Source organism: Pseudarthrobacter sp. Hb11 (assembly GCF_059383655.1).
In genome coordinates this window covers 1-24,090 of sequence record NZ_JBWZCM010000009.1, presented here as the reverse complement: position 1 = coordinate 24,090, position 24,090 = coordinate 1, and the positions used below count along the sequence as shown (strand labels likewise).

Genomic DNA, 24,090 nt, shown 5'->3' with positions numbered 1-24,090 from the left:
CACTCAAGGTATCGAACATATATTCGAATAAGGGTGTGTTGTGGGCATTATTGTCGGTCCCCGCGTGATAGATGCGGGTCTCTCTTTGCAGCTGGCGTGGGTGTCCCCGGTGCCGGTAGCTGCGGGTTACCCGTCGCCCGCCCAGGACTACTTTGACGGGCGGATAGACCTGAATGAGCACCTGATCAAGGACATCACCAGCACCTTCGTCGTCCGCGTCACCGGCGACTCGATGGAGCGCGCCGGAATCAGCGACGGCGACGAACTGATCGTCAACAGGGCGCTGCAACCCAAAGACGGTTGCGTGGTGATCGCGGTTCTGGACGGGGAGCTGACGGTAAAGCGGCTTCGCATCACTGCCACGGGCGTGGTGCTGCAGGCCGAGAACCCCAAGTACCCGGACATCAAGGTCTCGGACCTCAGTGAGCTCACCATCTGGGGCGTGGCCACCAGGTGCCTTCACCATGTCTAGGGGGCGCCAGTGACCCGGCCGGCGATCATGCGTCAGCTGCCCGAAATCGCGCATGTGGACGTGAACTGTTTCTACGCCAGCGCCGAACGTGCCTTCGACCCCTCCCTTGAGGGCAAGCCGCTGATTGTTCTTTCCAACAATGACGGCTGCGCCGTCACCCGCTCCCCCGAGGCGAAAGCCCTCGGCATTGGAGTCGGCGAGCCCTGGTTCAAGCTCGCACCGCGGGCCAAGGAATGGGGCCTGGTAGCGAAGTCGAGCAACTATGAACTGTACGGGGACATCAGCGCCCGCGTGATGGAACTGCTGGGCCGGTACTCCGCCTGGCTGGAAATCTACAGCATCGACGAAGCCTTCCTGGGAGTAAAAGGCACGCCGGAGCACCTGCTGGGGCTTGGCCGGACCATCAAAGCCGCCGTAGCCCGGAATGTCGGAGTCCCGGTCTGCGTGGGGATCGCCCGCACCAAGACCCTGGCGAAGCTGGCCAACCAGTGGGCCAAGCACAATCCCGCGTTCGGCGGCGTCTGCCGCTGGGATTCAGTGCCCCCAAAACAGCAGGAGGCGCTGATGGCAAGGCTCTCCGTCGGGGAGATCTGGGGTGTGGCGGCTCGGATCACCAGACGCCTCAACACCATGGGCATCCATTCCATCCTTGACCTCAAGCGTGCGGACCCCGTCCTGATCCGCGACCGCTTCTCCGTGGTGATGATGCGGACCGTGCTCGAACTGCAGGGGACGCCGTGCATCCCCATGGAGGAAGCCCGGGTGGGCCGCGACCAGCTGATTTACTCCCGCTCGTTTTCCACCCCCATCACGAGGGCGCACGATGTGCGGCAGGTCCTCAGCGTCTACGCCCAGATGGCCAGCGGCCGTCTCGCCAAGCACAACCTGCAGGCGAAGGTCCTCACCGCGTTCGCCGGAACATCCCAGTTCAACGCGCAGGGGACGTCCTTCCCCTCCGTCTGCGTTCCGCTTCCGATGCCGACGGCGGATCCCGTCATCCTCACCAAAGCCGCCCACGCGCTGCTGCCCGCCATCATCGACGGCATCAAATACGCCCGCGCCGGCATCATGGTCACCGATCTTCGCCCCAGCGGCAACCAAAAGCCGTTGGAGCCCTTTGAGAACCCGCATGAGGAGCGGCATATCGGGCCACTGCTGGAGGACGTCACCCGCCGGTACGGCCGCGGCTCCATCGGCCTGGGCCACGCGGGGATCCGCGGCGGACCGGACTGGACCATGAAACGGGACATGCGCTCCCCCAGGTACACCACCCACTGGGATGAGCTCCCGCTCGTCAAAGCAGCCTAGCTTCCTGGGTCCGCCGTGACCCGGGGGCGCACCCCCGGGTCACGCTGTCTCGGCCTTCCTTACGCTTCGTCCTCGTCGTTGGCCAGATCCTCGATCAACAGCGCCGTGCCCTGGTAAGCGCCGAGCTCGATGAAGAAACTGTGCAGGTCGTCCACCTGCCCCACGGTCTGCTCGGTGAAGAGGTCCTGGACCTGGGCGCCGGCCTGGAGGTGGGTGGAGTGGACACTGCCCATGATGGTTTCACCGGAGAAGTTCAGCACGGTCACCTGGATCTGCCCGGACGCGAGCCGGTGCACCATCACCAGCAGGCCCCGGTGGGAAACGTCCGGAACATCCAGGAGCAGGCTGGTGGCAATTCCCCACTCCTCACGCACCCTGAGGATTTTCTGGAGCCGCCGCGCGAACGACTGGTCGTCCTTGAGCTGCTCGGGCAGGGGACCGTAAAGGCTGCGTGCCCGCGGCATCCCGGAAGCGGAGACGGTGGCTTCGGCGTTGGTGCCCATCAAGTCGTGGGCGCCCCGGTTGATCCACCGGGTATCGCCCTGGGACGTCAGCTCACCAACCTGCGCCCTGTCCAGCGTGGTCATGCCCATCATGTCCCAACCGGACAGTGCGAAGACCCCGGGTTGCAGCGCGTTGTACATGGCCAGCAGCAGGTGGGCTTCCCGCACCGTCTCGATCTGCTCGTCCGTCAGCGCCGAGATGTCCTTGATGCCCAAAGCAGCAGTAATGACGCTGACGGTGGTGCAGGCAATGCCGTTGGTGGTAAACACCGCGTTGTAGGGCCCGTTTTCGCCCGTGAGCGCCGTCCGCAGCGTGTCCTGGACGTGTTCCGTCAGCTCCGTGCCGGTCAGTTCGGAACCACCCAGCTGGAAGACGTCGTCCTTGTGCCGGGTGGCGAAATGCACCAGTTCGTAGGTCAGTTCATCGTGGTTCTGCAGCGCGTGCACCAACGACGCCTGGTCCACGCCAATCTCCATGGCCAGCTTCAGGGTGAGCCGCAGGAATTCCGTGTCCTGGGTGACCAGGGCGTAGTGGTAGCCGGGCCGGGTGATGAAGTCGTAGGACAGGTCCGGGCCCGTTTCCGAGGTTGCCTTGATGTCATCGATGGTGAGGTTCAGTTCCTGGAACGAGAAACCGCCCACCTTGCGCACCATGCTGCCGATGAGCTGGTTGGCGGCCTCGGAGAGCGGATGCCCTTCGGACCAGCCGGGCTGTTCCTCGGCGCTCTTTTCCACGCCAAGGAAGCCGTTCGCATCCAGCCGCAGGGCACCGGTGCCCAGGTCCAGCAGTGAATGCAGGGCGTCACCCACCACCAGGCGCATGCCCGAGAAGGTTGGGTCCAGCCAGTTGATGGAAGGCTGCCCGGCCTTGAAGTAGTGCAGGTACACCCAGCGGCGCTTCTGGCCGGTGGTGTCCACAATGGCGCGGGTGGCGCTCCAGTTGGTTTCCTTCACACCGGGTTCATAGAAGATGACCCGCTGCAGCTTGCCGATGATGTACCCGGCCTTCTGCAGGGCCTGCTCCGCATCAGGGCTGATGTTGACCGAGTCCTCGCCCGGCGGGACGTCCGGCAGCAGGTGCCAGTCCGATTCCGGAATGTCGATCATGTGGTAAATGCCGGGGTAATCCCGGTAATTCATCTCGGCGAGGCGGAAGTCCGCGCCCTTGCCGGTGTGCCCCGGGACGATGTCATCGATGATGGTGCCGTCGTGTTCGCCGGCAACCTCGCACATCCGGCGGAACTCGTCCTCCGAACCGAACAGCGGGTCGATGGCCATGCTGATGCGGTCAAAGTGGCCATCCACGCTGGGCGTTTCAGCCCACCCCTGCAGCCCGCCGGCTTTTTTCACCGGGCCGGTGTGGATTGCACGGATGCCGATCTCGCGGAACGTCTTCCACAGCTCCGGGTCGCCGAGCGCCCCCAGGAAGGATTGTCCCGGTGTCGTCATAAAGGACAGGGGGTAGGCGGTGAACCATACCGAGGCGCGTTCGACGGCGGCCCTCGGGTTGGGGTGCGCGAAGGAGTGCTGCCACATGCTCGCCTGCCCTGACAGCTGCCGGGCGAGGACATTCGCGTCGCCGAGCATGGCTTGGTTCCTCAGCCACTCCACGTAGGTTTTGTTGAGTCCGTCGAGTTCCAGCGACGGTGCGTTGGCGAAGTACTGCCGGCGGCGTGCCACAGGGCGCAACGCTTTGGGCCGTGCCGGATAGAACTGCTCATCAAAGGTGATTTCCGGCGCTTCCGGGGCCTCCATAAGCTCGGCAGCTTCCGCGGCCTCCACTTCAGTCACACCGCCGGTTTCCCCCGCTAGCTCTACTGCATCCCCCTCAGAGACGCTGGCAGTAGCTTTTCCCAGTTCAGACACTGAGTTCCTCCCTCAACTTGACTGCATTCCACTCTGCCATGATTCAACGGCTGGCCGAACGGCGCCGGGCGATGAATTTCCGGTGAGTGGCGGCTCAGGATGTCCGTACCCGGGAAAGCCTGTAGAAATGCATCCCGTGCCGCAGAACCTCAACAGACAGCGCCGGCCGTCCCATCACGGCCCGGACCACGGCATCGTGCGCGGTGGAACCGCCTTGACATGCCGATTGTGAGCGCTGACAGTTGAGAAGGCCGTCACAGACCCCACCGGAAAGCTGATTCATTGAAGAACTGGGCAGGAAACCTCGAATACTCCTCCGCGACCGTCGAACGGCCAAAGTCGGTGGCGGAGCTGGCACGGATTGTGGAGCGGGCGGGCCGGGTCAAGGCCTTGGGATCACGCCACTCCTTCAACCGCGTGGGGGACACCGATGGCGTCCACGTGCTGCTCGACGCCCTGCCCCAGCACATAGCCCTGGACCCGGAAAACAGTACCGTGCGGGTCAATGGAAGTGTCAGCTACGGCACCTTGTGCCGCACCCTTGAGAAGTCCGGTTTCGCCATTCACAACCTGGCCTCGCTGCCGCACATCTCCGTCGCAGGGGCGGTGCAGACGGGAACCCACGGCTCCGGGGTCAACAACCCGTCGCTGGCTGATGCGGTGCAGTCCATAGACCTGGTCCGGCCCTCGGGTGAATCCGTCACGCTCACCCGGGCAGACGGCGACGAGTTCCTGGCCAGCGTGGTGGGGCTCGGTGCCCTGGGGATCGTCACCGGGCTGGAATTGTCCGTCCAGCCCAGCTTCCAGATGCGCCAGCGCGTCCTGGAGAACCTGCCGTGGGACCGGGCGCTGGCAGACTTTCCGGAACTCATCTCCAGCGCCTACAGCGTGAGTCTTTTTACGGATTATGCCGGTGACACCATCAGCCAGGTGTGGCTCAAGGCGCTGGACTCGGAGCCTCCGCTGACCGAACTGTTCGGCGCGACGGCGGCACTGCTCCCCAGGCACCCCCTGCCCGACATGTCCGCCGAGAACTGCACCATACAGCTTGATGAGCCGGGGCAGTGGCTGGACCGGCTGCCGCACTTCCGGCACGAGTTCACTCCCAGCAAGGGCGAGGAACTCCAGAGCGAATTCATCCTGCCGCTGCAGCACGCGCCGGCAGCACTAGGGGCAGTCCGCAGCCTCGCAGACAAGCTGGCGCCGCTGCTGTTTGTCTCGGAGATCCGCACGGGAGCCGCGGACGAGTTCTGGTTGAGCCCTTTCTACCGGCAACAAAGTGTTGCGCTGCACTTCACCTGGAAGCCGCTGCAGCCCGAGGTGGAAGCCCTCCTTCCGGAACTGGAGGATCTGCTCCGGCCCTTCGGCGCCCGGCCGCATTGGGGCAAGCTGTTCTCCCCCGGCGGCCACGACTGGGAGTCGCTGTACCCCCGCTTCGCTGGGTTCCGCTCCCTGGCCTCCGCGCACGATCCCGAGGGCAAGTTCCGCAACGGACTGCTGGACACCATCCTCGGCGTCCCGGCGGCGAGCGCGCGCTGACGGTCAGTTCCCAGGTCCGCCTCGGCGGACGGGGTGCAGACGTCAGCGTCCGACGGCGGGGGGCCACCCGCCGTCGGACGCTTCAGGTAATCACTGGTCCTGCCAGCCTGACGGCCGGGGCGCGTCCAGAAACGTGGTGACAACGTCCAGCACCAGCCCGGTCCTGGACAGCCCAAAGAAGTGAGTTGTGCCGGGAAAAACCGCCAGCTGCGACGCGGGCACGCCGTCAAAGTCTCCGTTCACGTCTCCCCCGCGCAGCTGCAGGAACCGCACAGCATGCTCGAGCTTGACCATGTCGCAATCGCCCACCGTGATGAGCGTTGGAGCGGCTATGCCGCGGATCTCCTTATCACTCCATCCGCCGGTGCCGGCATCGTAGCCGCCGAGCTTGTCCAGCAGCCCCTGCAGGTGCGCGAGGTCCGGATGCGGCGAAACAGCCAGGTAGCGCTGTTCCATCGGGGTGCCGGCGATCATGTCGACAGTCATGGCGGCTACCGCTTCAGCGTTTCCGCCGCGGTCACCGTCGGGCCGGAACGACACCGATGAAACGATGAGCTTGCGGACAAGCTCCGGATGGTTGACTGCCACATGCAGCGCGACCGCACCTCGACGTCCAGCTGGTCAAGGAGTCCGACGACATCGGCCGCAAGGTCGCGGGTGTTCAGCGGACGGTCGATGTCGTTGGTTCGGCCGTGACCCTGGAAGTCTGTGGCGATGACCCTGCGGCCCTCCGACAAGCCCGGGATCAAGGCACCAAACTGTTGTTCGATGTCGAAGAGTCCGCCATGCAGGAGCAGCAGCGGCGTACCGCCGGCGCCATGCAGCTCGTAATACATCTGCAGCCCGTTGACGGGGGCATACCCCGTTTCGGGGGCTGCCGGGACGTGCTCAGGCATCTGATGGTCCTCCTTCCGTTTTCGGGCCATCCTAGTCCCGCTCCCGGTGCCGGCGGCAGGTCCACACGTAACCTCAGCCCGCACCCTCGACACGGCGGAACCGGATGCGAGCCCCTATGGGCACCTGCCCCGCGAGGTCCAGTTGGTGGTCCACCACCACGCCTATGACGGGGTATCCGCCGCTGACCGGGTGATCGGCCAGGAACAGCACCGGCATTCCCTCCGGCGGAACCTGGAGTGCCCCTGTCACCGTACCCTCGCTGGGAAGCTCCCCCTCCCGGCTCCGCTGAAGCGCTTCGCCCGCCAGGCGCATCCCCACCCGGTTGGACCGCGGGGTTACTTCCCATTCCTGGCTGTAGAACGATCCCACCTCTGCGGCGTCGAACCAGTCCTCGCGCGGCCCCGGCACTACGTCCAGCAGCGTCACTCCCGGGCCCGGAAAGTCTGGCTGCAACTCCGGGCTGCTGACGACCTGTGAGACCGTGGCATCGCCCGTGTAAATCACGTCTCCTGCAGCCAGCGGAGCAGGTCCCAGCCCGGACAGGGTGTCGGTGGAGCAGCTGCCCAGCACTTCTTCTGCCGTCACACCGCCCCGGACGGCCAGGTAGCTGCGAACGCCTCGTTGCGGTGCTCCAACAGTGAACACCTCGCCATCAAGCAGCACGAAAGCCTCCGCCGTGGATATATTCCTCTCGAGGTATGCTTCCGCGTCCTCCTCGTCCTCATCTGCCCGCCGCAGAATCAGCTCCCCCGGGGCTCCGGTGACAGCCAGGATCTGGTCGCCCAGGGCCTGCACCGTCAGCCCTCCCGCAACGGTCTCGACGGCGGCAGCCGTTGCCGGATTGCCCACGAGCCGGTTCGCGCGGCGCAGGGATGAACGGTCCAGGGCACCGGCTGCGCCCACTCCCAAGCCAGTGTGTCCGGGGCGGCCAAGGTCCTGGACAAGGCTCTGCAGTCCCGGCGACAGAATGCGCAGCCCCGACGGCACCTCCGGCGCACCAGCTTCAGTGGCGGGGGCAGACGGTGCCGCTACCTCAACCAGTTCCCGGACGGGCCGGAACTGGACCCTGTCCCCGGGGGCAGCGAGCGCCGGTTGTTCCCTGCCGAGGTCCCACATATGCGCGGCTGTGCGGCCGATCAGCTGCCACCCGCCGGGAGATTGCCGCGGATAAACGGCCGAGTAGATGCCGGCGAGCGCCACCGAGCCGGCAGGAACAACCGTCCGGGGCGAGGAGCGCCGCGGAACGTCAAGCACTTGGTTCTCACCCACCATGTATCCGAAGCCGGGCGCGAAACCACCAAAGGCCACTGTCCACACCTGTCCGGTGTGCGCCGCGACCACTCCGTCCGGGCCAAGTCCTGTCAGCCGCCCAACCTCGGCTAGGTCTTCGCCGTCGTACACCGCGTCAATGGTCACCAGCCGGCCCTCGGCCCGGGCCGGGACCGTCAGGTCCATGGCGAGCAGGAGCCCCGGCATGGCGCGTGCCGAACGTGGAGAGTCCGCCATCACCAGCACGGTCTCGGCGGCGGCCAGGACATCCAGCTGGCCTGGCAGCGGCTGCTTCAGCAGTGAGGCCAGCAGGGCCAGCACCGCCGGAAGCCCGGAAAGCTCGGCGAGAACCGCCGTCGTGCCCACCGCGCGGACGGACAGCACCTTCAGGGCCGTGGACGGGTCGGGGGATGCCGGCGGACCGGGAGCAGGCGGCATTGTCTCCATAGGAACCTCATGGTACGCGGGAGGACAACGATGTTGGATTGTTAGGGTGGAGTCATGAAACGCCGCCTTGCCGCCCTGTCCGCTGTCCCCCTGCTGCTGCTTGCCGGCTGCGGCGCCGTAGAAGAAGCCGCCGGGAATGCTGCCAGCGATGCAGCCTCGAAAGTGGCCACCGCTGCCGCCGATGAAGTAAACCGGCAAATCTGTGCGGTAGTCCAGGACGGCGTGGTGAGCGTGGAGGACAAGCGGGTGCTCGGCGGCCTGGTGTCAGCCGCCCGTACTGCCGGCGTCCCGGCGGAAATTACGACGCCGCTGGGACAGATCGCGGAGGCCGGAGACCAAGCGCCGGCCGAGTCCGTCCAGGCCCTGAAGGATGCCTGCGCCGCCTAACCGGAGTTCCCTCCTGCAACCCCTTTTAGCCGCCGCCGGCTGGTGCTACGGTGAAACGACGAACTAGTAAGCCTGTGATACTAATCACAGAGCGAAGGAGATCGTCATGGCTGAACAAGCTCACCCCACCCAAAAATCCCTGCTCCGCTGGCCCACAGATCCAACGGTGCCCTCGCCCTAAGCCCAAACAACACAAGCGAGCGGAAGGTCAATGATGGCAACTTCGAATGAAAACCAGGACGCTGCCCCCGGTGGCGTCATCATCCCCGAAGAGGATGCGCTGCCGAATCCCACCCGGACTGGCCACGGCAAGATGCCGGAAGACATAGACGACGACGTGTACGAAGCAGCAGCCGACCAGGAGCGGGTTGCCGCCGGCCTTGCCGACTATGCGCCCGCAGATGTACCGCCGGCCACGGATCCGTTGCCGCCCGAGTCGTCGGAGACGGCCGATCTGGCGCAGCGGGGTCTGTTGGAAGACAGCGACGCCACCGAAAACCAGGAGAACAACAAGTAGGCAGTCAAGGCAAGAGGGGCAGGTCCGTGCGGCCCTGCCCCTCTTGCCCTGTCATGACTGATCTTTGCGTGTCATCATTGGTGCGGCTGGTCCAGCCCGCGCAGGCCGTTGCCGCGGCCGCCATGGGGGCGGCGCGCACTCCTGTGGTCGGGAGCCACGAAGGGAACCACGTCCGGGTCCCGGCTGGGCGGCAGTGCACGGATGAATTTCGATAATTCCTCCTGCAGGACTGTCCATGAGATATCGGCGTCATCAGGGTAGGCATCAATTTCCGCCTGCCGCGCCGCCTCGAGCGCCGCCCTGCCGGCTTGGGTGAGCTCTACCTTGAATTGCCTGCGATCCGCCGAGTGGCGGTTCCTGCTGATATGCCCTGACGCCTCAAGCCGGGTGAGTACCCGGCCCAGGGTTTGGCTCTGTACCCGGACCACTTCCGCAAGCTGCTCCTGGTTCAGTGGTCCGGCTGCCAGCCCTTCGAGCGCTATAACGGCGGCCCGGGTCAGGCCCAGGGGCGCCAGAGCATCATCCTGACGCCGTTGGACCAGACGCGCCGCAAGCGTAATCAGGCGGTAGCTGTTCCGGGCGTCCGGATCGAGATTGCTGGTCATCGGCCGCGGCCTTCCTGTAGGTGGCGAAGTGCGGGTGTCGTCACCCCTTCATGCGTCGCTACCTACCTACAATAAGCATGCTTAGCATCCAATTCGCAAGTAGGCTTACTATCGCCCGGGCCAGCAAGGCCGTATGACAGCCGCCCCAACACGCCCCCTTGCAATTCAAATGGGAAGTGTGCTTAGTATCTAAGTAGTAACCATGCTTACTAACTACAGCAAGCACTGCTGGTTCTTGATCGCCAGCCGACCCTTCTACGAAAGAGAGCATGATGACAGAGAACCAATGGCCCCAGACGCCCAACCCTGCTATCTCGGACCCTTACGCCTCAGAGGTTGGCTCTGACAACACCTTCGCCACTTCGGGCACAGCCGATTCCAGCGCCGGCTCCAAGAAGCAGGCCGCCAAGGAAGAGGCATCGAACGTGGCCGGCCATGCCGCCTCGGCAGCCCAGGGCGTAGCCCAGACGGCCAAGGAAGAAGTAGCCCACGTCGCCTCAGAGGCCAAGTCCAGTGCCCAGGACCTGCTGTCCCAGGCGAAGTCCGGGCTTTCCAGCCAGGCCGGCACCCAGCAGCAGAAGGCCGCCGAAGGCATCCGGACCATCTCCAGCCAGCTGCAAAGCATGGCCGATGCCCCGGACCAACAGGGCATTGCCAGCGACCTGATCCGACAGGCTGCTGACCGCACCTCGTCCATGGCTTCCTGGATCGAAAACAAGGATGCAGGCTCGCTGCTGACTGAGGTCCAGACCTTCGCCCGCAACAAGCCCGGCACCTTCCTCCTGCTCGCTGCAGGCGCCGGCATCCTCGTGGGCCGCCTCACCCGCGGCCTCACCGCGGGCGCCACCGGTTCCCAGGGTGGAACCGCACAGTCCTACCCCGCCCAGCGTCCCGCCCTGGCCCCGCAGGCAGCGCCACTCAGGCAGGAGACAGTGTTCGCCGCAGGAAGCGACACGGACCTGTACGACGAGCCTGTTGTAGGGGCCGGAGCTCCGGTCTCCACGGCAACCCTGCCCTCCGGCACGGCAGAAGACACCCCCTTGCGGTTCGAGGATGACCCCTACCAGTCAAAGGAAGGACGCCACCTGTGAGTAGTACTATTCCGGAGCCTGCTCCGAGTGAAGCGCATGTGAAGGCTGATAACGCCTCGCTGGGTGAGTTGTTGGGTGATGTCACCCGGGACCTGTCCACCCTGATGCGCCAGGAAGTCGAACTGGCCAAGGCCGAAGTGAAGCAGTCCGCCACCAAGGCAGGCAAAGGCGGCGGGATGCTCGCCGGCGCCGGCGTCGCCGGGCACTTCGTCCTGGTCTTCCTGTCCCTGGCACTGATGTTTGCCTTGGGCGCCCTGATGCCGCTGGGCTGGGCCGCCGTGATCGTCGCCGTGATCTGGGGCATCATCGCCGCGGTCCTGGCCTCGATGGGCCGCAAGGAACTCAAACAGATCAAAGGCATCCCGCAGACCAGCGAGACACTTTCCGAAATTCCCCCAACCCTAAAACCAGGTGAGGTAAACCGATGAGCGATAACCCGGACGCAATCCGTGCAGACATTGAAGAAACCCGCGCCCGCCTGGGCACCAACGTGGACGCGGTCGCCGATAAAGTCACCCCTTCCAACATCGTCCACCGCCAAACCGACAAGGTAAAAGACGCCGTCGTCGGGGTGAAGGAGAAAATCATGGGAGCAGCAGACTCAGCCAGCACCACCGTCCAGGACAAGGTCTCCTCGGCCACCTCGGGTGTCCAGGACAAAGTCCACTCCGGTACCGGCCACACCGGGAACGCCCTGCACAGCACCGGCGACTCCCTCCATGGGGCCAAGGACAACTTCGCCGCCAAACTCAGCGACGCAGGCACCGCGATCTCGCACGCACCGGACCAGGTCAAAGCCAAAACCCAGGGCAACCCCCTGGCCGCCGGCCTGATCGCGTTCGGCGCCGGGATGCTCGTCTCGTCCCTGATCCCGGCCAGCCAAAAGGAACGCGAAGCAGCCCAGCAGCTCAAAACCGCCGCCGAGCCCCTCGCCGGCAAGGTCACCGACGCGGCCAAGGACATGGTCCAGGACCTGAAGGAACCAGCCCAGGAAGCCATGGAAAGCGTCAAAGCCACCGCCGCTGACGCCGCCCAAAACGTCAAAGCCGAAGGCCAAGGCGCCGTCACCGACGTCAAAGACCGCGCCACCGACGCCAAAACCAACGTCCAAAACACCTAAGAACGTTTAGGTACAGGAAGGCCGGCTCCGCACGGAGCCGGCCTTCCGGCGTCTTTGGGCTGATGTCAGCGCTTGCCCTTCTTGCGGGACCCCTTGCCCCGGCCCTTGTCCGGATTCGGGGCATAACGCTGGGCCACCTTGGGGGCCTTCTTGGTTCCGGTACCGCGCCGGTCCGGTTTGGGCTCCTTTTTGGCCTTGACTGGCTGGGCGGAGGGCTGCCGGGAACTCTGGGCAGTACGCCCGCGCACGATCCCGATGAACTCCTCGATGACCTCATCAGTGGAATCCACAGGCCAGGCGACGGCGATTTCGGTGCCTGGGGCGCCGGTGAGCCGCCGTGCCACGGTGTCTTTGACGTTGAAGTGCCGGGCGACGGACATGGGCAGGATCACCAGTCCCGCGCCGGCTGCCACCACCTGCAGCGCCGCCTCCGGGCCACCCAGCGCAGTGACGTCCAGGAAGGCTTCCTGCTCCAGGTCGGCGAACGCCACTTCCTCAAACACGGAGATTTCGTGGCCCTTAGGGGCAACCACCACGGGCTGCTCCTCATACAGCGGAATCACGTTGAGGCCTTCACGCTCCACCGGAAGACGGACGAAGCTGAGGTCCGCGGAACCGTCCTGCAGCACCTCAACCTGCGCGCCGTCGTCGGACATAAACGCCTGCAGCGGAATGTCCAACACCCGTTCTTCCCACCGGCGGATCCACTTGCCGGGCGTCACTCCCGCCACGTAGGCGATGCGGAGCACGCGGGGGGCGTCCTGATCGGCCGGGTCAGCAAACCCTGCAGGACGGCCGTCTGTCTGGGGGGTGTTGTCGGTGGGCACGTCTTCACAGTACCGTCCGCCCGGATACCCTTGAAGCATGACCTCTGCAAACTCCCAGTCCATGAAGCCGGCCACCGTTGCCAAGAAACTTGGCATCTACCTGCCCGCAACACCGCAGGAGTTCCAGGAATCAACCATCACCCGCGCCGAGTTCGCCGAACTCCAGGCCAACCCGCCGGAGTGGCTGGCCGAACTGCGCCGCAACGGTCCGCACCCCCGCCCCGTGGTGGCCCAGAAGCTGAACGTGTCCATCAGCGGACTGTCCCGCGGCAGCGTTGAGGAAGCGTTGACGACGGCGGAAATCACCGCACTGCTGCAGGCTCCCCCCGCGTGGCTGGTCAGCGAGCGCGCTACCCACGCCGCGGTCCGGGCCGAAGCCCAGCGGGTGAAGGAAGAAGCTGCAAAGAAGGACGCCAAGCGGGCCCGCGCCCAGGCCGAGTAATCCGGGCAGGTTATTAACCGAGGGCTTGTTCGCAGACCCGAACCCTTCAAGGTCCGGATCCGCGAACAAGCCTCCGTTGTGTCAGGGGGCTCAGTCCTGGTGCAGCTGGACGAAGTTGCCGCAGCCGTCGTCGAACACTGCGCTGATCCCGGAGGGGTCTTCAGCCGGTTCGCTCTTGAAGCTGACGCCCGCCTTCACCAGCCGCTCATACTCCGCCCGCACATCCGGGACGCCAAAAACAATCGCAGGCAGGCCGGCCTCGTAGACAGCATTCATGTAACTCGCGCCGATCGGGTTGTCACTTGGTTCCAGCAGCAGGCCCACTGAGCCCTGGTCCGCGCCCGGGTCCTTGATGATGAACAGGTTGTACTCGGGCATGGCCATCAGCGTCTCGAAACCGAGCGTCTGCGTGTAGAAGGTATGGGCGGCGGTGGGGTCCTGAACGTGGATGCTGCACATCTTGAGTCTCATGGTCCCAAGGTACGTGCAGCCGCACCTGCCCCGAAAGCCCCGCCCTCCCCTGCTCCCGGTCCCGGTCCCGGTCCCGTGGCCATTGACCACGGCGCAGGAAGGCGCTGGAATGGAAGGACACCAGCCGGCCTCTCGCGCCGGGCCTGTGGACGTGGAGGTGCAAGGTGGCAGCCATCGCAGAATCGCTGTTCCAGGGGGCATGGATCCTCCTGCTGTGCGGATCCGTGCTGGTCATCAGCGTGGCGGCCACCGTTTTCCAGGTCCGACGGCGGGCGCTTGCCGTGCCGGCCCCGGAACCTGAGTGGTCGGACCAGTTGTTCTGGGACCTGTTCCTTGGGTCAGCGGTTGCCCTTCCCGCCCTGATCATTCCCGCCCTCACGTCCGCGTGGGCGGGGCTTTTCCTCGCCGGCGCGGCCGTGGCTTCCGGCGTCGCCGCCTACCGGGGCAGCCCGCGGATGGTGGCCTGGCTTTCTCTTCGGCGGCAACGCCGGGAGTATCTGCCCCTGCACACGGCTGCGCAGGCTGAACACAGCGTGCTGCTGGAGCGCTGGCGCCGGTACGAGTTGGATCCTGCGTACTGCATCGACTACCCGGCCATGACCGATGTCCGGCGGCCTCAGACCGCTGCCGTCATCAAAGCCATGCGTGAGGCCGAGCAGCTGAGGGCCGCGGGGCACCACGGGTACCCGCCCGCCGTCGAACGATTCAGCCGTGCCCTGGCCGACGCCGAGCAGGCGGCGGGGATCCCTGCGGCGGGACAATAACTGCTTGTTTGTGCATTAACTGCTGTGTCGCTTCCACTGGAGTCCGGCGGCGGGGCGCCGTAGCATCCGAGGATGGAGCCTCAAGAAACAGAAGACCGCGACCGGTTCGGCAGGCGTCTGGAGGACCGGGGAGCCTGGCGGCAGGCCACCACGCTGCCGGCCGCCGGCGAACTGACAGCGCGCTGGCTCGAAGGGCACAGTGAATTTCAACCTGCCACCTTCACGGCAAGGTATGACGCCGAGACCGCAGCGATCGCCGTCGCGCTTGCTGACCTGAACCGGAATGGGCTCTTTACTAAGGAATCGCAGCCCGGGCTGAACGCAGGCGGACTTGTACAGCGCCAGTACGTCACCGGCTTTTGCAGCGCAGAAGTGGCAGCCGAACTCCTGGCCCTGTCCACCCGGTCTGAACTCGTGACTGTGGCCCACTCCCCCGGCGAGTCCAGCAATGCAGCCATCCCGGTGACCCTGGATGGCGGCGAGGTGGTGACGGTCCTGGGGTCCAGCGAGAACCCTGTCACGGAGGAGCAAATCCAGGACTGGGCCGACGAGACCAACGAAACGCTGGCGCTGCTGCTCGCCGATTCCTGGTACGTGGAGGTCCTGGACCCGTTCTGGGGCCGGGACGGCGTGCTGCTGCCCGCCGTCCTCGGCGCCCTGAACCATTCGTAGGAGCTTCCTACAGCTCGACGGTGCCGCTTTCGCCCACGCTCATCCGGCTGTGGGTGACCTTGGACTTGACCCACTGGAACACGGTCGCGGCGGTGCCGCCCGGGCTGGTCCAGTACTCGGCGGAGTCGGAATCGATGCGAAGCAGGCACACTTCGGGGGTATCCGGGCCGTCCGGGAACCACGCTTCAACGGCCTGGTTCCACATCTCCCGGATCTTCGCCCGGTCCGTCACCACCTCAGCAGTCCCTGCAACCGAAACCCATTCGGTTTTCTTGCCGAAGGAAACGTTGACGCGCGGGTCAGCCCGGACATGGGCCACCTGCGAGGTGCCGAGGCCCGTGAAGAACCACATGTCGCCGTCGTCTTTAACGTCCTGGACCGCCAGCGGCCGGCTGACGAGGGCGCCTTCTTCGTTGACGGTGGTCAACATTCCGATGTGGGAATGGTTGATGATGTCCGTGACCTTGCTGATGCTCTCGGTGTCAGTCATATTTCACCTCGTTCGTCTGCATGCGGGGACGCTCCCCATCCGCCAGCCTATTGGTAAGCATGCTTATTTTCCAGCCCGCCTACCCCGGCATCACTTAGGCCGGCACGCCCACCCGGGCTGCCTCGCAGATGCCGGCGGCAGTACGGCGGCCCATCCGGATGGCACCGTCGACGTGCTGATAGCCTTCCGCGGCAAGGTCGGAGGACGACCAGTAGATGGGCCCCACGGGGGCGTGCTGGTCCTTGCCGTAGCGGTGGAGGCCGCCGAGGTCGTAGCTGGAGGCGTAGGCGCCGCGGGTCCACTCCTCCGAGCCCCAGTCGGACTCGTAGTAGACCTCGGGCTCGAGGGCTTCGGCGCCGAGGAACCCGGCGATGGACTCCAGGACGGCGCTCCTGCGTTCGTCGGCACCCAACTCGAAGACGGCGTCGGCCTTTTCATCGGAGATGAATCCCACCAAGGTGCCCCGGGTGTCACCGAAGTTGGTGTTGTCGTAAACCTCCTGGACGAGGGAGCCTGCGCCGAAGCAGGTGCCGGACAGGCCGGAGTTCCGCCAGAACGGACGGCTGTAGACGGCGTGGACCTTGATGACCAGGCCCAGCGACTGGTGCTGGTGCATCTGGTGCTGGCGGCGCGGCAGCGGCGGGTTGAACGAGACCCGCGAGTAGAGGTTGGGCGGCACGGCCATGATTACGAAGCGGGCGTTGACGGTGGCCTGGTCGGAAACGACGGTAACGCGATGCCCGCCGTCGGCGTCCTGTTCCCAGTTGATGGTGCGCACCGGGGAGTTAAGGACGACGTCGTCCCCCAGCTCCTGCGCGATCAGCAGGGAGACCTGCTGCATGCCGCCCACCACACGCCTGTCCAGGATGAAGTCCTCATCGGTGAGGTGGGTGAAGGAGCCCGCGGAGGCAGCCATCAGCACTGCCTGCAGGGCGGAGAACGCGTGGGCGGGCTTGGTCAGCATGCCGCCGGCGATGAACAGGCCGATGTTGTTGCAGGCCTCCTCGTTGGCGGAGTGCAGCCGCAGCCAGTGATGGAAGGAGATGGTGTCCAGTTCCCGCGCCTTGGGGTGGGCCCAGGGTTCGGTGGGGCCAATCTCGGCGGCGAGCCCGTCCAGCAGGGCGATGAGCTTGTCCATCTCGGCTTCGGTGTCCTGGTCCACCGGGAAGGAGTCGCCGGTGTAGCGGACGGGAACGCCGTCTTTGCCGATGTACATCGACTCGCCTTCGCGGTACCGGGGGTAGGTCTGGAGATTCAGTTCCTGAAGGAGGTCCAGGAGCACTGTCTGGTCCGGTGAGACCCACTGGCCGCCGATTTCGAGCATGGCGCCGTCCACGGTGTCGGTCCACGTGCGGCCGCCGACGCGGTCGCGTGCCTCAAGGACGGCGACGGTGAGGCCTGCCTTCTTGAGTTCGCGGGCTGCGGTGAGTCCCGAGGGTCCGGCTCCGACGACAACGACGTCGCGGTTCAGGTTCAGCATGATGTCCTCTTTGTTTCCTTGGTGACGGGAGCCACTAAATGAATAGCGTTCATTTATTAGAACTATAGCGGCCCGCTGCAGGGACCGGAAGTGCCGGATGGAATAATGCTGGAGACCCACCAGAGAAAGGCCAGTCATGCCGGCAGTACCAGCCACGCAGGGACGCTCCGCCGGAAACGCCGGCGCCAGGAGGCGTGCAGGGCGCCCGTCGGCAGCGCTGCTGGACAAGGCCGGGATCACGGCAGCCGCGCTGGAGCTCATTAACCGCAAGGGCTACGACGGCCTCACGATGGCGGGCCTGGCCAAGGAACTGGACGTGGCGCCGTCGGCCCTCTACAACCATGTTGCTGCCAAGCGGGACGTCCTGCTCCTGGTGGAGGACCACCTCACCTCACTGGTGGACGTGTCGGATTTTGGGTCGGCACCGTGGGAGGACGCCGTGCGCAGGTGGGCCTGGAGCTACCGCAACGTCTTCGCGGAACACACGCCGCTGATCCCCGTCATTGCCGTGCTTCCGGTGACCGACGCGCCGCAGACCCTCGCCATGTACGAGACAGTGAGCAAAGGTTTTCTCGACGCCGGTTTCCCACAGGAGCGCGTTGTTTCCTCCATTGTGGCACTGGAGTCCTTCATCTTCGGCTCGGCTTATGACGTGACCGCGCCTGAGGACATCTTTGATTCAGGGTCCATGGCGGAGTCCACGCCTCATTTCACCGCTGCCGTGCGGAGCGCCGCTTCTTTGAGCGGGGGGCGGCCGGCTGACGTTGCCTTCGGACTGGGGCTTGAGGCGCTGATTTCGGGGCTCGGCGCGTTGCGGGGGTAGGCGGGTTGCTATCCGGTGGGGCTGCAGGGGGCCAACGGGGCCGGGGCGGGCGTGGTTGCCGCCAGTGAGCGGATCTTGCCCATGAGGGCCTTGGTCGCGGGGTCCTTTTCCAGCCTGGTGATTGTTGGGGCTGCTGCTGCTTTAAACGCCTCGACGCCCTCTTCCGGTGCCGTGAAGATGGTCCCTCCGGCCCGACAGTATCCGACGGCCTCGGCTGCAGTAGCAGGCATCGATGCGGTGGCCCACGCACGGGTGGCGTCTGCTGCTTGCTCCAGGGTGCGGCGTTCTTTGTCGGGCAACCCGTTCAGCCGGTCCTGGTTGATGACCAGGGTATTGATTCTGGGATAGAGCGGGAGATTTCCCGTCACGGTCGTGGGCTTCGTCAGGGCACCGACACGGGCGAACGACGTTTCGGTCGCGCTCACCGAGCCGAGACTCCAACCCGGCTACCGGTTAACGGCTAACAATCCTTGGCCTACCGGGCAGGCAGTAACCTACGCTTGACTGCGCAACGGGCAGACTGTTTCCGGTGCGACCACGGCGGCATACACCCTGAAAGCCTCTGACGCCGGAGCTACGCTTCAGGCAGTGGTTCGAACGGACAGTCCCGGCTATGCCTCCCACGAAGCCAAGGCCTCCGTGGTGAAGATCCCGCTGGTTAATCTGACGTCCGCCGAACCGCTGGTCTCCGGAAGCGCACGCGTTGGAGTGACACTGCGGGCCTCCACCCCCGGGTGGACCGCTGGGACCAAATTTAGCTACCAGTGGCTTAGAAACGGCCAGGCCATTCAGGGCGCGACAAGCTCAAGCTATACAGTGCTGGCGGGAGATCGCAACGCCGTAGTGCGGGTGCGGGTCGTGGGCACGCACACCTTTTACACGACGGTCACGAGGCAAGGCGCCCAGCACCTGGTCAACACCGGCGTCCTGACCGCCCCTACACCGCTAATAACCGGAACCCTGCAGGCAGGACGGACGCTAACAGCCCATGCCGGGGCGTGGATACCCGGAACGCAGCTTCGCTATCAGTGGTACCGGAACAACCAGCCGATCCGGGGCGCCAACAAAGTCACCTACCGCATTGCGGCCACTGACCGCGGTCAAGCTCTCAAAGTCCATGTACTGGGGACCAAGGAGGGGTACATGGGCCTTTCGCGAGCCTCTGCCCAGAAACGCGTCCAGCGCTGATCGAAGCCACGGTGGGGTGACTTTTGGGCCATGGATCGCGGGCGTGGTCCGGAGGGCGATGGCAAGTTGCATGGACGCTTCAAATAAGTGGTGAATGCACGGCTGTTTTTCACCAAGTTTCCAGACTCGCCCATCAAGATGGTGAGGGTGAAGTAGGGAAACCCAGGAGGAGCGCCATGGGAACAACGTGCGGGAGTAGCGGTGGACGCGAATCCTAGCTGGACGCACTCGGCCGCGTTCTTCTGGGTCGTCTGCATCCTGGTCTCGAAGCGGAGTGACGTGGTCGCACCCTTGGAAGGAGGCGACAACATCATAACGAAAACCAGCGATCTCATGGAAGAACTGGCCCCTGATCACCGACGTCTGATCGATGTCCGGAAATCCGGCCATGGGTACCTATTCACGCTTCCGCATACTCTTCATGACGGAACTCCTGTCGAGTTATATGTAGAGTTCGACGGCCAAACTGCACGAATTAATGACCAAGGCCTTTTGTCGAATCACTTGGATATGGCCGGGATTGATCTCGGAAAAAACAGATAGCCACTGCGTGGAACCAGATCCAAACGTCTGTGGGTTACGCCCCCGACTTTTCTGCCAGGCCATGGGAGCTTGGCGCCTTTGCTGAGCGAAGCCAGCTAAGTAGCGCCCTCTACGCGGTTGCGGATGCTGCGGTCCGTGCCGACGGGCTCAGAGTGCTTGCATCCCAGTACCGGCCACGGTCATTTTCCGAACGGCTTGAGCACTCTGGGCCGGCGCTTGACCGTGGTGCCTCGAGCCGTCATTCCAGGAAAGTACGGTCAGAGAGTTGTTACCTGCTCGGTCGGCGTCAAGAAAGTCAACTACCTCCAGGCCGTTGGCGCTTCTGATCCGATGGGAAGCTTTGATCGCACCATCTCACCCTTCACGGTGAGGGCTCCTCGGTTGGAAGGTGCTGCACTGAAGCTATCCGCGGAGCTCCGGCGCTGTCCGGTTACGCAGTGGTGTTGAGGTAGTGCAGAATCGCCCGGGCCGTCTCCTCCGGAGCGCTTACGTGGGGGCAGTGCCCGGTGGCCTGAAGCTGCACCAACGTGCTGTGTTCCAGATTCTTGTGCAGGTAGGCGCCGACTTCCGGCGGGGCAAGCCGATCGTCGGAGCACTGCAGAATCAGGCAGCTGGTGCGCACCTTTCTCAGTTCAGGGCGGGTATCGGAGAAAAAAGTTACCCCGGCGAAGTGCCGCGCGATGGACGGATTTGTCCGGCAGAAGCTGGTACGCAGGTCTTCCGCTAATTCCGGCTCCTGCGGGTTGCCCATAACCACGGGCGCCAAGGCCGCCGCCCAGGCGAAATAGTTGCTGTCCAGAGCTGCCAGCAGGCCCTCGATGTCTTCCCGCGAAAACCCGCCCACGTAGCCGTCGTACGGGTCATCCGTGTGACGGGGTGAAGGAGCAAGCAGGGCCAGGTGGGAGAAACGGTTGGGGTCTTGCACTGCGGCTATCACAGCGATCATAGTGCTGACACTGTGGCCCACCAGGATGACGTCCTCAAGTTCAAGAGCGGCACAAATCTCCAGCAGGTCCGCCGCGTACCCATCCAGGGACCCGTACTTCTCCCAATCGTAGGCGCTGATGTCGGAGTGTCCTGCACCAACATGATCAAAAAGCACCAGCCGGTAATCATCTACGAAATAGGGCAGCAGCTTCCGCCACATAGCTTGATCGCAACCAAAACCGTGGGCAAACATCATTACAGGCCCATCATCCCGGCCGATAATGGTGACATTGTTCCGGCCGATTACCGCAGCAACTCCTTCGATCACGTTCTCACTGACCCTCACGTAGGGTGGCGTCCTGTCCCAGATACTATCCACGGGAAATAGAGAATCCTAGGGATTCTCACACTATTACCAAGGTGACGTTGATTCAGCCCATTAGATATGACCTGGCTTACGCGACTCCTCCGACAGGGATCATGATCGCGATTAGAGCGTTTGTCGGCCAAGGCATGGGCGAACCAAACCGGTTACGGCTATTCACGGAAGTGTTGGCGCGCACTTCCGAACCAACTCATCCGGCAGACGAAGTCAACAGGGGGCGGAAGGGAAGGGTCGCGGGGAGGATTGCGGCGTGCTTCGAGTGTGCTCAGATGTGCACGGCCTGCGCGGACGCTTGTCTGGGTGAAGACATGGTCGCAGAACTCGCCGCATGCATCCGCACAGACCTGGACTGCGGCGATGTCTGCGCCGCGACAGGAAACATCCTGACACGGCAGACCGGCGGACAGACATCCATCACCCTCGCCGCACTAGAGGCGTGCCGGGCAGCATGTGCCGCCTGCGCCGAAGAGTGCGAAAAGCACGCAGGCATGCACGAGCACTGCCGGATCTGCGCCGAAGCGTGCCGCCGCTGCGAAGCCGCCTGCAGCACCATGCTGGCCTCAGGATAGGACACGTGCAGACGCGCTGTCGATGACCTGACATACCTGGTCGTAGCCCTTCGAAGGGGCCCGGGGGATTGGCGAACGTGACGTCGTCGCGTTCTGACCACAGCGGCGTCGACCGGCCGCAGCGGCGCGACCAGTTCCACGCGTACCTCCAGGACCGTTTCCGGCCGATCGTCGATCCCACCTCAACACGTTTATCCATGCCGGCCTATCTTTCGGACTCCACTGGCCGGTCCAGGAGATTATGACCTCTCCCCCACCGTGGAACGATGGCTTGACGAATCATCACAATCGGCGTTTACAAGTTGCCGAGGGGGGGCCGGATGCCCTCAGGAAGGCTTATCTCCGCTGCGGCGGAACGCGTTTTCAAGCCAGAGGCTTTGGGTGCGGTCCCGAGAGTTGTGTGGCAAGGCCAGAGAGCAGGATGCCCAGTCCTTGATCAAGCTCAACGTCACCGTCGTACTCCGCGAGGACCGGCCCCAGTGCGCGCAGGTGCGGGAACTCTTTTGCCGGCAGGCGATGCAGGCCAAGGCGGAGGATGGCTTCGTTCTCGTCCGGGTCCACGATGTATTCCTGCAGTTCATTGAGGATGTGGCCGTAAAGGAACCCGTAGTAGGCGCGGTAGACGTGCAGGGCATCAGCGGGGTTGAAGCCTGCCGTTATCAGCAGCGCCAGGATCTGTTCCAAGGGGCGAAGTGTGCCCAGTGGGCGCAGGCCCAAAGGGGTGGACAGTGGCCGGGTCACTAGCAGGGGCACGACGTTGGGATGGCGCAGGGCAAGTAGCCGGAGGTCGTGGGCGATCCGGCGCAGTTGGGCCTGCCAGTCAGGGTCATCGGCAAAGATCGCCAGTTCGTTCAGCACCATTTCGGTGACCCCGTCCAGCAGGGCTGCCCGGTTGGCCGCGTAACGGTAGAGGCTCATGGGGTCATGCCCCAGTTCCTGGCCCAACCGGCGCATAGTGAGTGCATCCAGGCCCTCGGCATCCACCAACTTCAACGCGGTAGAGAGGACAACGTCCCTGCTCAGGCGCGCCTTCCGGGGAACTGGACTGTTGGGAGTGTGTGCGGGGGAGGCCATAGAGGAACCGTCCTGTTGATTGCGTCAGGCCCACCCATGTTTACGGATGCGTAAGCTTGCTTATTATTTAGTCTACGCGTAAAGTCTACAGCGTAGAGAAGTTGTCGACATGGTTTCAGTACAGGGATCAGAGTTTGCATAGCCGCTCAGGGCTGCTCACATCACCCAAGGAGAACCACATGACGACCCAAACCCAGAACACGCACACCAGCACCGCCCGCAACGCCAATGACATCAAGATCTCGACCCGGACCCTCGAGTTCGCTATCTACGTCGCTGCAGTGATCGCCACGATCATTACCGCGGCAGTTGTTGGGGACGATGCAAGCGAAAACGGTGTCGATGTTTTCAACGCCAATGACGCGATGCAGTACATCACCTGGCTCACTGTTGGTCTGATGATCGCCCGCGGCCTGGCCAAGGCCGGCAACCGCGCCCACAACAACCACGCCTAACGGGCGCCCCCCCGGCCCCCGCCGGGAATGCTGATCCTGGCGCAGCATCCACACGGATGCTGCGCCAGAGTCATCTGCTTCACCTTATGTATTCGCCTGCCGGAGCAACACTGACCTCATGGTCGCGGCAGTACGCTCGATGTCCCGTGCAAGACATCTGAGTTTCAGGCCGCTGTAGCCGAACGGCGGAGATCTGCACCGTAGTGAAAAGAGCCCTCATGGCACATTCACAGTGTTGGTAAGAGCCGTTCATGGCGCATTCGCAATTTGACCAGTTCCTCCAGGAAGCTACCTACCGTGATCCGCAGTCCGATTCGACTCTTGACGGTGATTCCTTGTACGGCCTGTACACCAGCTGGTGCCACCGTCTCCCGCCACTCCCCCGGCCAGAGCACACCTTCTGGGCCGCGATGAAGCACCGCGTCCATACCGGGCATTACCTGCGCATGAGGGGCCCAGCGGCAGCGGACTACATCCTGAACAGCTACCGGGCTGTCATCTGACCCCCGATGACCACAACGACCAACAGTTACGTCCCCGGGGCGTGCATGGCGCGGTCAACATGCGTGGTGCCGGACGCGTGACGCCGACCGGCACCTCCTGGTCGAGTCACCGGCTGTCAGAAGCGGACAGGCAGGCACCCTGGCGGTGGCCATCCGCTGCTCGAAATGCCACCGGTCACGTGTACTGGCAACCACCGCAGAACATGTCGCAGGCCTTGCCCCGGCGGCGCCGATTCCGGGTGGAACAGCGGTGCGGACCTCTTACCAGCCCCCGCCCTCTACGGCAGAAGGCATGTCCAGATGACGAACTACAGCCACACCTTTGCACCCGACGTCACTCCCGCTGACGGGCCAGAGACCCCCGCCGTCGAGGACCTCGACCTCACCCCTGACGGCTCGCCAACGCACCCGCCCTACAGCAGGATCCCGATAGCCTCGTCCACACCGGAAACAGCT

General features: G+C 64.3%; 28 protein-coding genes. 16 read left to right on the top strand and 12 right to left on the bottom strand.

The genetic code is table 11. From position 1 onward, the window contains the following. Positions 1-40: 40 nt before the first annotated feature. A complete protein-coding gene (locus AC50X7_RS13170) occupies positions 41-472 on the top strand; it encodes a LexA family protein (RefSeq protein WP_494979414.1) in 432 nt (143 codons plus the stop codon). Between the two features lie 27 nt (positions 473-499). Then, on the top strand, positions 500-1,780 hold the full coding sequence (locus AC50X7_RS13165; RefSeq protein WP_494979508.1) for a Y-family DNA polymerase: 1,281 nt from the start codon (positions 500-502) through the stop codon (positions 1,778-1,780). A gap of 59 nt (positions 1,781-1,839) precedes the next feature. Here AC50X7_RS13165 and treS read toward each other — a convergent pair whose 3' ends face one another. After that, positions 1,840-4,038, bottom strand: a complete 2,199-nt coding sequence (gene treS / locus AC50X7_RS13160; protein ID WP_494979507.1) for a maltose alpha-D-glucosyltransferase — start codon at positions 4,036-4,038, stop codon at positions 1,840-1,842. A gap of 393 nt (positions 4,039-4,431) precedes the next feature. Here treS and AC50X7_RS13155 point away from each other — a divergent pair, with 393 nt between their 5' ends. Next, on the top strand, positions 4,432-5,688 hold the full coding sequence (locus AC50X7_RS13155) for an FAD-binding protein (protein ID WP_494979413.1): 1,257 nt from the start codon (positions 4,432-4,434) through the stop codon (positions 5,686-5,688). A gap of 90 nt (positions 5,689-5,778) precedes the next feature. Here the strand turns inward: AC50X7_RS13155 and AC50X7_RS13150 are convergent, their stop codons facing one another. The 3 genes from AC50X7_RS13150 to AC50X7_RS13140 form a co-directional block, all read right to left on the bottom strand. Further along, positions 5,779-6,174 (bottom strand): alpha/beta fold hydrolase, encoded by a 396-nt coding sequence (locus AC50X7_RS13150; protein ID WP_494979412.1) that lies wholly within the window; start codon positions 6,172-6,174, stop codon positions 5,779-5,781. A 5-nt stretch (positions 6,175-6,179) separates the two neighbouring features. After that, positions 6,180-6,584: an alpha/beta fold hydrolase gene (locus AC50X7_RS13145; RefSeq protein WP_494979411.1), complete on the bottom strand. Its 405-nt coding sequence runs from the start codon at positions 6,582-6,584 to the stop codon at positions 6,180-6,182. Positions 6,585-6,657: 73 nt separating this feature from the next. Next, positions 6,658-8,292 (bottom strand): 5-oxoprolinase subunit B/C family protein, encoded by a 1,635-nt coding sequence (locus AC50X7_RS13140; protein WP_494979506.1) that lies wholly within the window; start codon positions 8,290-8,292, stop codon positions 6,658-6,660. Positions 8,293-8,355: 63 nt separating this feature from the next. Here AC50X7_RS13140 and AC50X7_RS13135 point away from each other — a divergent pair, with 63 nt between their 5' ends. After that, positions 8,356-8,688 carry a hypothetical protein gene (locus tag AC50X7_RS13135; RefSeq protein WP_494979410.1) on the top strand — a complete coding sequence of 111 codons (333 nt, stop codon included), beginning with the start codon at positions 8,356-8,358 and terminating at the stop codon, positions 8,686-8,688. Between the two features lie 214 nt (positions 8,689-8,902). Further along, complete coding sequence (locus AC50X7_RS13130; RefSeq protein WP_494979409.1) at positions 8,903-9,205, top strand: hypothetical protein; 303 nt, start codon at positions 8,903-8,905, stop codon at positions 9,203-9,205. 74 nt (positions 9,206-9,279) lie between these two features. Here AC50X7_RS13130 and AC50X7_RS13125 read toward each other — a convergent pair whose 3' ends face one another. Continuing rightward, complete coding sequence (locus AC50X7_RS13125) at positions 9,280-9,810, bottom strand: MarR family winged helix-turn-helix transcriptional regulator (protein ID WP_494979408.1); 531 nt, start codon at positions 9,808-9,810, stop codon at positions 9,280-9,282. Between the two features lie 272 nt (positions 9,811-10,082). On the opposite strand from AC50X7_RS13125, the gene AC50X7_RS13120 reads away from it, so the two are divergent. From AC50X7_RS13120 to AC50X7_RS13110, 3 genes are read left to right on the top strand one after another with little or no spacing between them, the layout of a single operon-like run. Continuing rightward, positions 10,083-10,901, top strand: a complete 819-nt coding sequence (locus tag AC50X7_RS13120) for a hypothetical protein (RefSeq protein ID WP_494979407.1) — start codon at positions 10,083-10,085, stop codon at positions 10,899-10,901. Further along, a complete protein-coding gene (locus AC50X7_RS13115; protein WP_494979406.1) occupies positions 10,898-11,329 on the top strand; it encodes a phage holin family protein in 432 nt (143 codons plus the stop codon). Before AC50X7_RS13120 ends, AC50X7_RS13115 begins: the two co-directional genes overlap by 4 nt. Then, positions 11,326-12,021 carry a DUF3618 domain-containing protein gene (locus tag AC50X7_RS13110; protein WP_494979405.1) on the top strand — a complete coding sequence of 232 codons (696 nt, stop codon included), beginning with the start codon at positions 11,326-11,328 and terminating at the stop codon, positions 12,019-12,021. The genes AC50X7_RS13115 and AC50X7_RS13110 overlap by 4 nt, the downstream gene beginning before the upstream one ends. Before the next feature lie 65 nt (positions 12,022-12,086). Here the strand turns inward: AC50X7_RS13110 and AC50X7_RS13105 are convergent, their stop codons facing one another. Then, positions 12,087-12,923, bottom strand: a complete 837-nt coding sequence (locus AC50X7_RS13105) for a LysR substrate-binding domain-containing protein (protein WP_494979404.1) — start codon at positions 12,921-12,923, stop codon at positions 12,087-12,089. Here AC50X7_RS13105 and AC50X7_RS13100 point away from each other — a divergent pair. Further along, complete coding sequence (locus AC50X7_RS13100; RefSeq protein ID WP_494979403.1) at positions 12,886-13,290, top strand: DUF5997 family protein; 405 nt, start codon at positions 12,886-12,888, stop codon at positions 13,288-13,290. The two genes, AC50X7_RS13105 and AC50X7_RS13100, sit on opposite strands and share 38 nt — an antisense overlap. 90 nt (positions 13,291-13,380) lie before the next feature. On the opposite strand, the gene AC50X7_RS13095 is transcribed toward AC50X7_RS13100, so the two are convergent. After that, the gene (locus AC50X7_RS13095; protein ID WP_494979402.1) at positions 13,381-13,761 is read right to left on the bottom strand and encodes a VOC family protein; all 381 of its coding nucleotides are present in this window, start codon (positions 13,759-13,761) and stop codon (positions 13,381-13,383) included. A 164-nt stretch (positions 13,762-13,925) separates the two neighbouring features. Between AC50X7_RS13095 and AC50X7_RS13090 the strand changes: the two genes are divergently transcribed. Continuing rightward, positions 13,926-14,525, top strand: coding sequence for a hypothetical protein (locus AC50X7_RS13090; protein WP_494979401.1), 600 nt, complete (start codon positions 13,926-13,928; stop codon positions 14,523-14,525). 72 nt (positions 14,526-14,597) lie between these two features. After that, on the top strand, positions 14,598-15,197 hold the full coding sequence (locus AC50X7_RS13085; RefSeq protein WP_494979400.1) for a DUF6919 domain-containing protein: 600 nt from the start codon (positions 14,598-14,600) through the stop codon (positions 15,195-15,197). A 7-nt stretch (positions 15,198-15,204) separates the two neighbouring features. Here AC50X7_RS13085 and AC50X7_RS13080 read toward each other — a convergent pair whose 3' ends face one another. Both AC50X7_RS13080 and AC50X7_RS13075 read right to left on the bottom strand, forming a co-directional pair. Further along, entirely contained in the window at positions 15,205-15,687 is a 483-nt protein-coding gene (locus AC50X7_RS13080) for a pyridoxamine 5'-phosphate oxidase family protein (RefSeq protein WP_494979399.1), read from the bottom strand. A gap of 94 nt (positions 15,688-15,781) precedes the next feature. Beyond that, complete coding sequence (locus AC50X7_RS13075) at positions 15,782-17,167, bottom strand: flavin monoamine oxidase family protein (RefSeq protein WP_494979398.1); 1,386 nt, start codon at positions 17,165-17,167, stop codon at positions 15,782-15,784. 136 nt (positions 17,168-17,303) lie between these two features. Between AC50X7_RS13075 and AC50X7_RS13070 the strand changes: the two genes are divergently transcribed. Then, complete coding sequence (locus tag AC50X7_RS13070) at positions 17,304-17,990, top strand: TetR/AcrR family transcriptional regulator C-terminal domain-containing protein (protein ID WP_494979397.1); 687 nt, start codon at positions 17,304-17,306, stop codon at positions 17,988-17,990. 8 nt (positions 17,991-17,998) lie between these two features. Here AC50X7_RS13070 and AC50X7_RS13065 read toward each other — a convergent pair whose 3' ends face one another. After that, positions 17,999-18,415: a hypothetical protein gene (locus AC50X7_RS13065; protein ID WP_494979396.1), complete on the bottom strand. Its 417-nt coding sequence runs from the start codon at positions 18,413-18,415 to the stop codon at positions 17,999-18,001. 163 nt (positions 18,416-18,578) lie between these two features. Between AC50X7_RS13065 and AC50X7_RS13060 the strand changes: the two genes are divergently transcribed. Then, positions 18,579-19,178: a hypothetical protein gene (locus AC50X7_RS13060; RefSeq protein WP_494979395.1), complete on the top strand. Its 600-nt coding sequence runs from the start codon at positions 18,579-18,581 to the stop codon at positions 19,176-19,178. 973 nt (positions 19,179-20,151) lie between these two features. On the opposite strand, the gene AC50X7_RS13055 is transcribed toward AC50X7_RS13060, so the two are convergent. Then, the gene (locus tag AC50X7_RS13055; protein WP_494979505.1) at positions 20,152-20,976 is read right to left on the bottom strand and encodes an alpha/beta fold hydrolase; all 825 of its coding nucleotides are present in this window, start codon (positions 20,974-20,976) and stop codon (positions 20,152-20,154) included. Positions 20,977-21,161: 185 nt separating this feature from the next. Here AC50X7_RS13055 and AC50X7_RS13050 point away from each other — a divergent pair, with 185 nt between their 5' ends. Continuing rightward, positions 21,162-21,602, top strand: a complete 441-nt coding sequence (locus AC50X7_RS13050; RefSeq protein ID WP_494979504.1) for a four-helix bundle copper-binding protein — start codon at positions 21,162-21,164, stop codon at positions 21,600-21,602. A gap of 363 nt (positions 21,603-21,965) precedes the next feature. Here the strand turns inward: AC50X7_RS13050 and AC50X7_RS13045 are convergent, their stop codons facing one another. Beyond that, entirely contained in the window at positions 21,966-22,676 is a 711-nt protein-coding gene (locus tag AC50X7_RS13045) for a TetR/AcrR family transcriptional regulator C-terminal domain-containing protein (protein WP_494979394.1), read from the bottom strand. 179 nt (positions 22,677-22,855) lie between these two features. On the opposite strand from AC50X7_RS13045, the gene AC50X7_RS13040 reads away from it, so the two are divergent. Both AC50X7_RS13040 and AC50X7_RS13035 read left to right on the top strand, forming a co-directional pair. After that, positions 22,856-23,131 carry a hypothetical protein gene (locus AC50X7_RS13040; protein ID WP_494979393.1) on the top strand — a complete coding sequence of 92 codons (276 nt, stop codon included), beginning with the start codon at positions 22,856-22,858 and terminating at the stop codon, positions 23,129-23,131. A gap of 251 nt (positions 23,132-23,382) precedes the next feature. Continuing rightward, entirely contained in the window at positions 23,383-23,634 is a 252-nt protein-coding gene (locus tag AC50X7_RS13035; RefSeq protein ID WP_494979392.1) for a hypothetical protein, read from the top strand. Positions 23,635-24,090 lie beyond the last annotated feature (456 nt).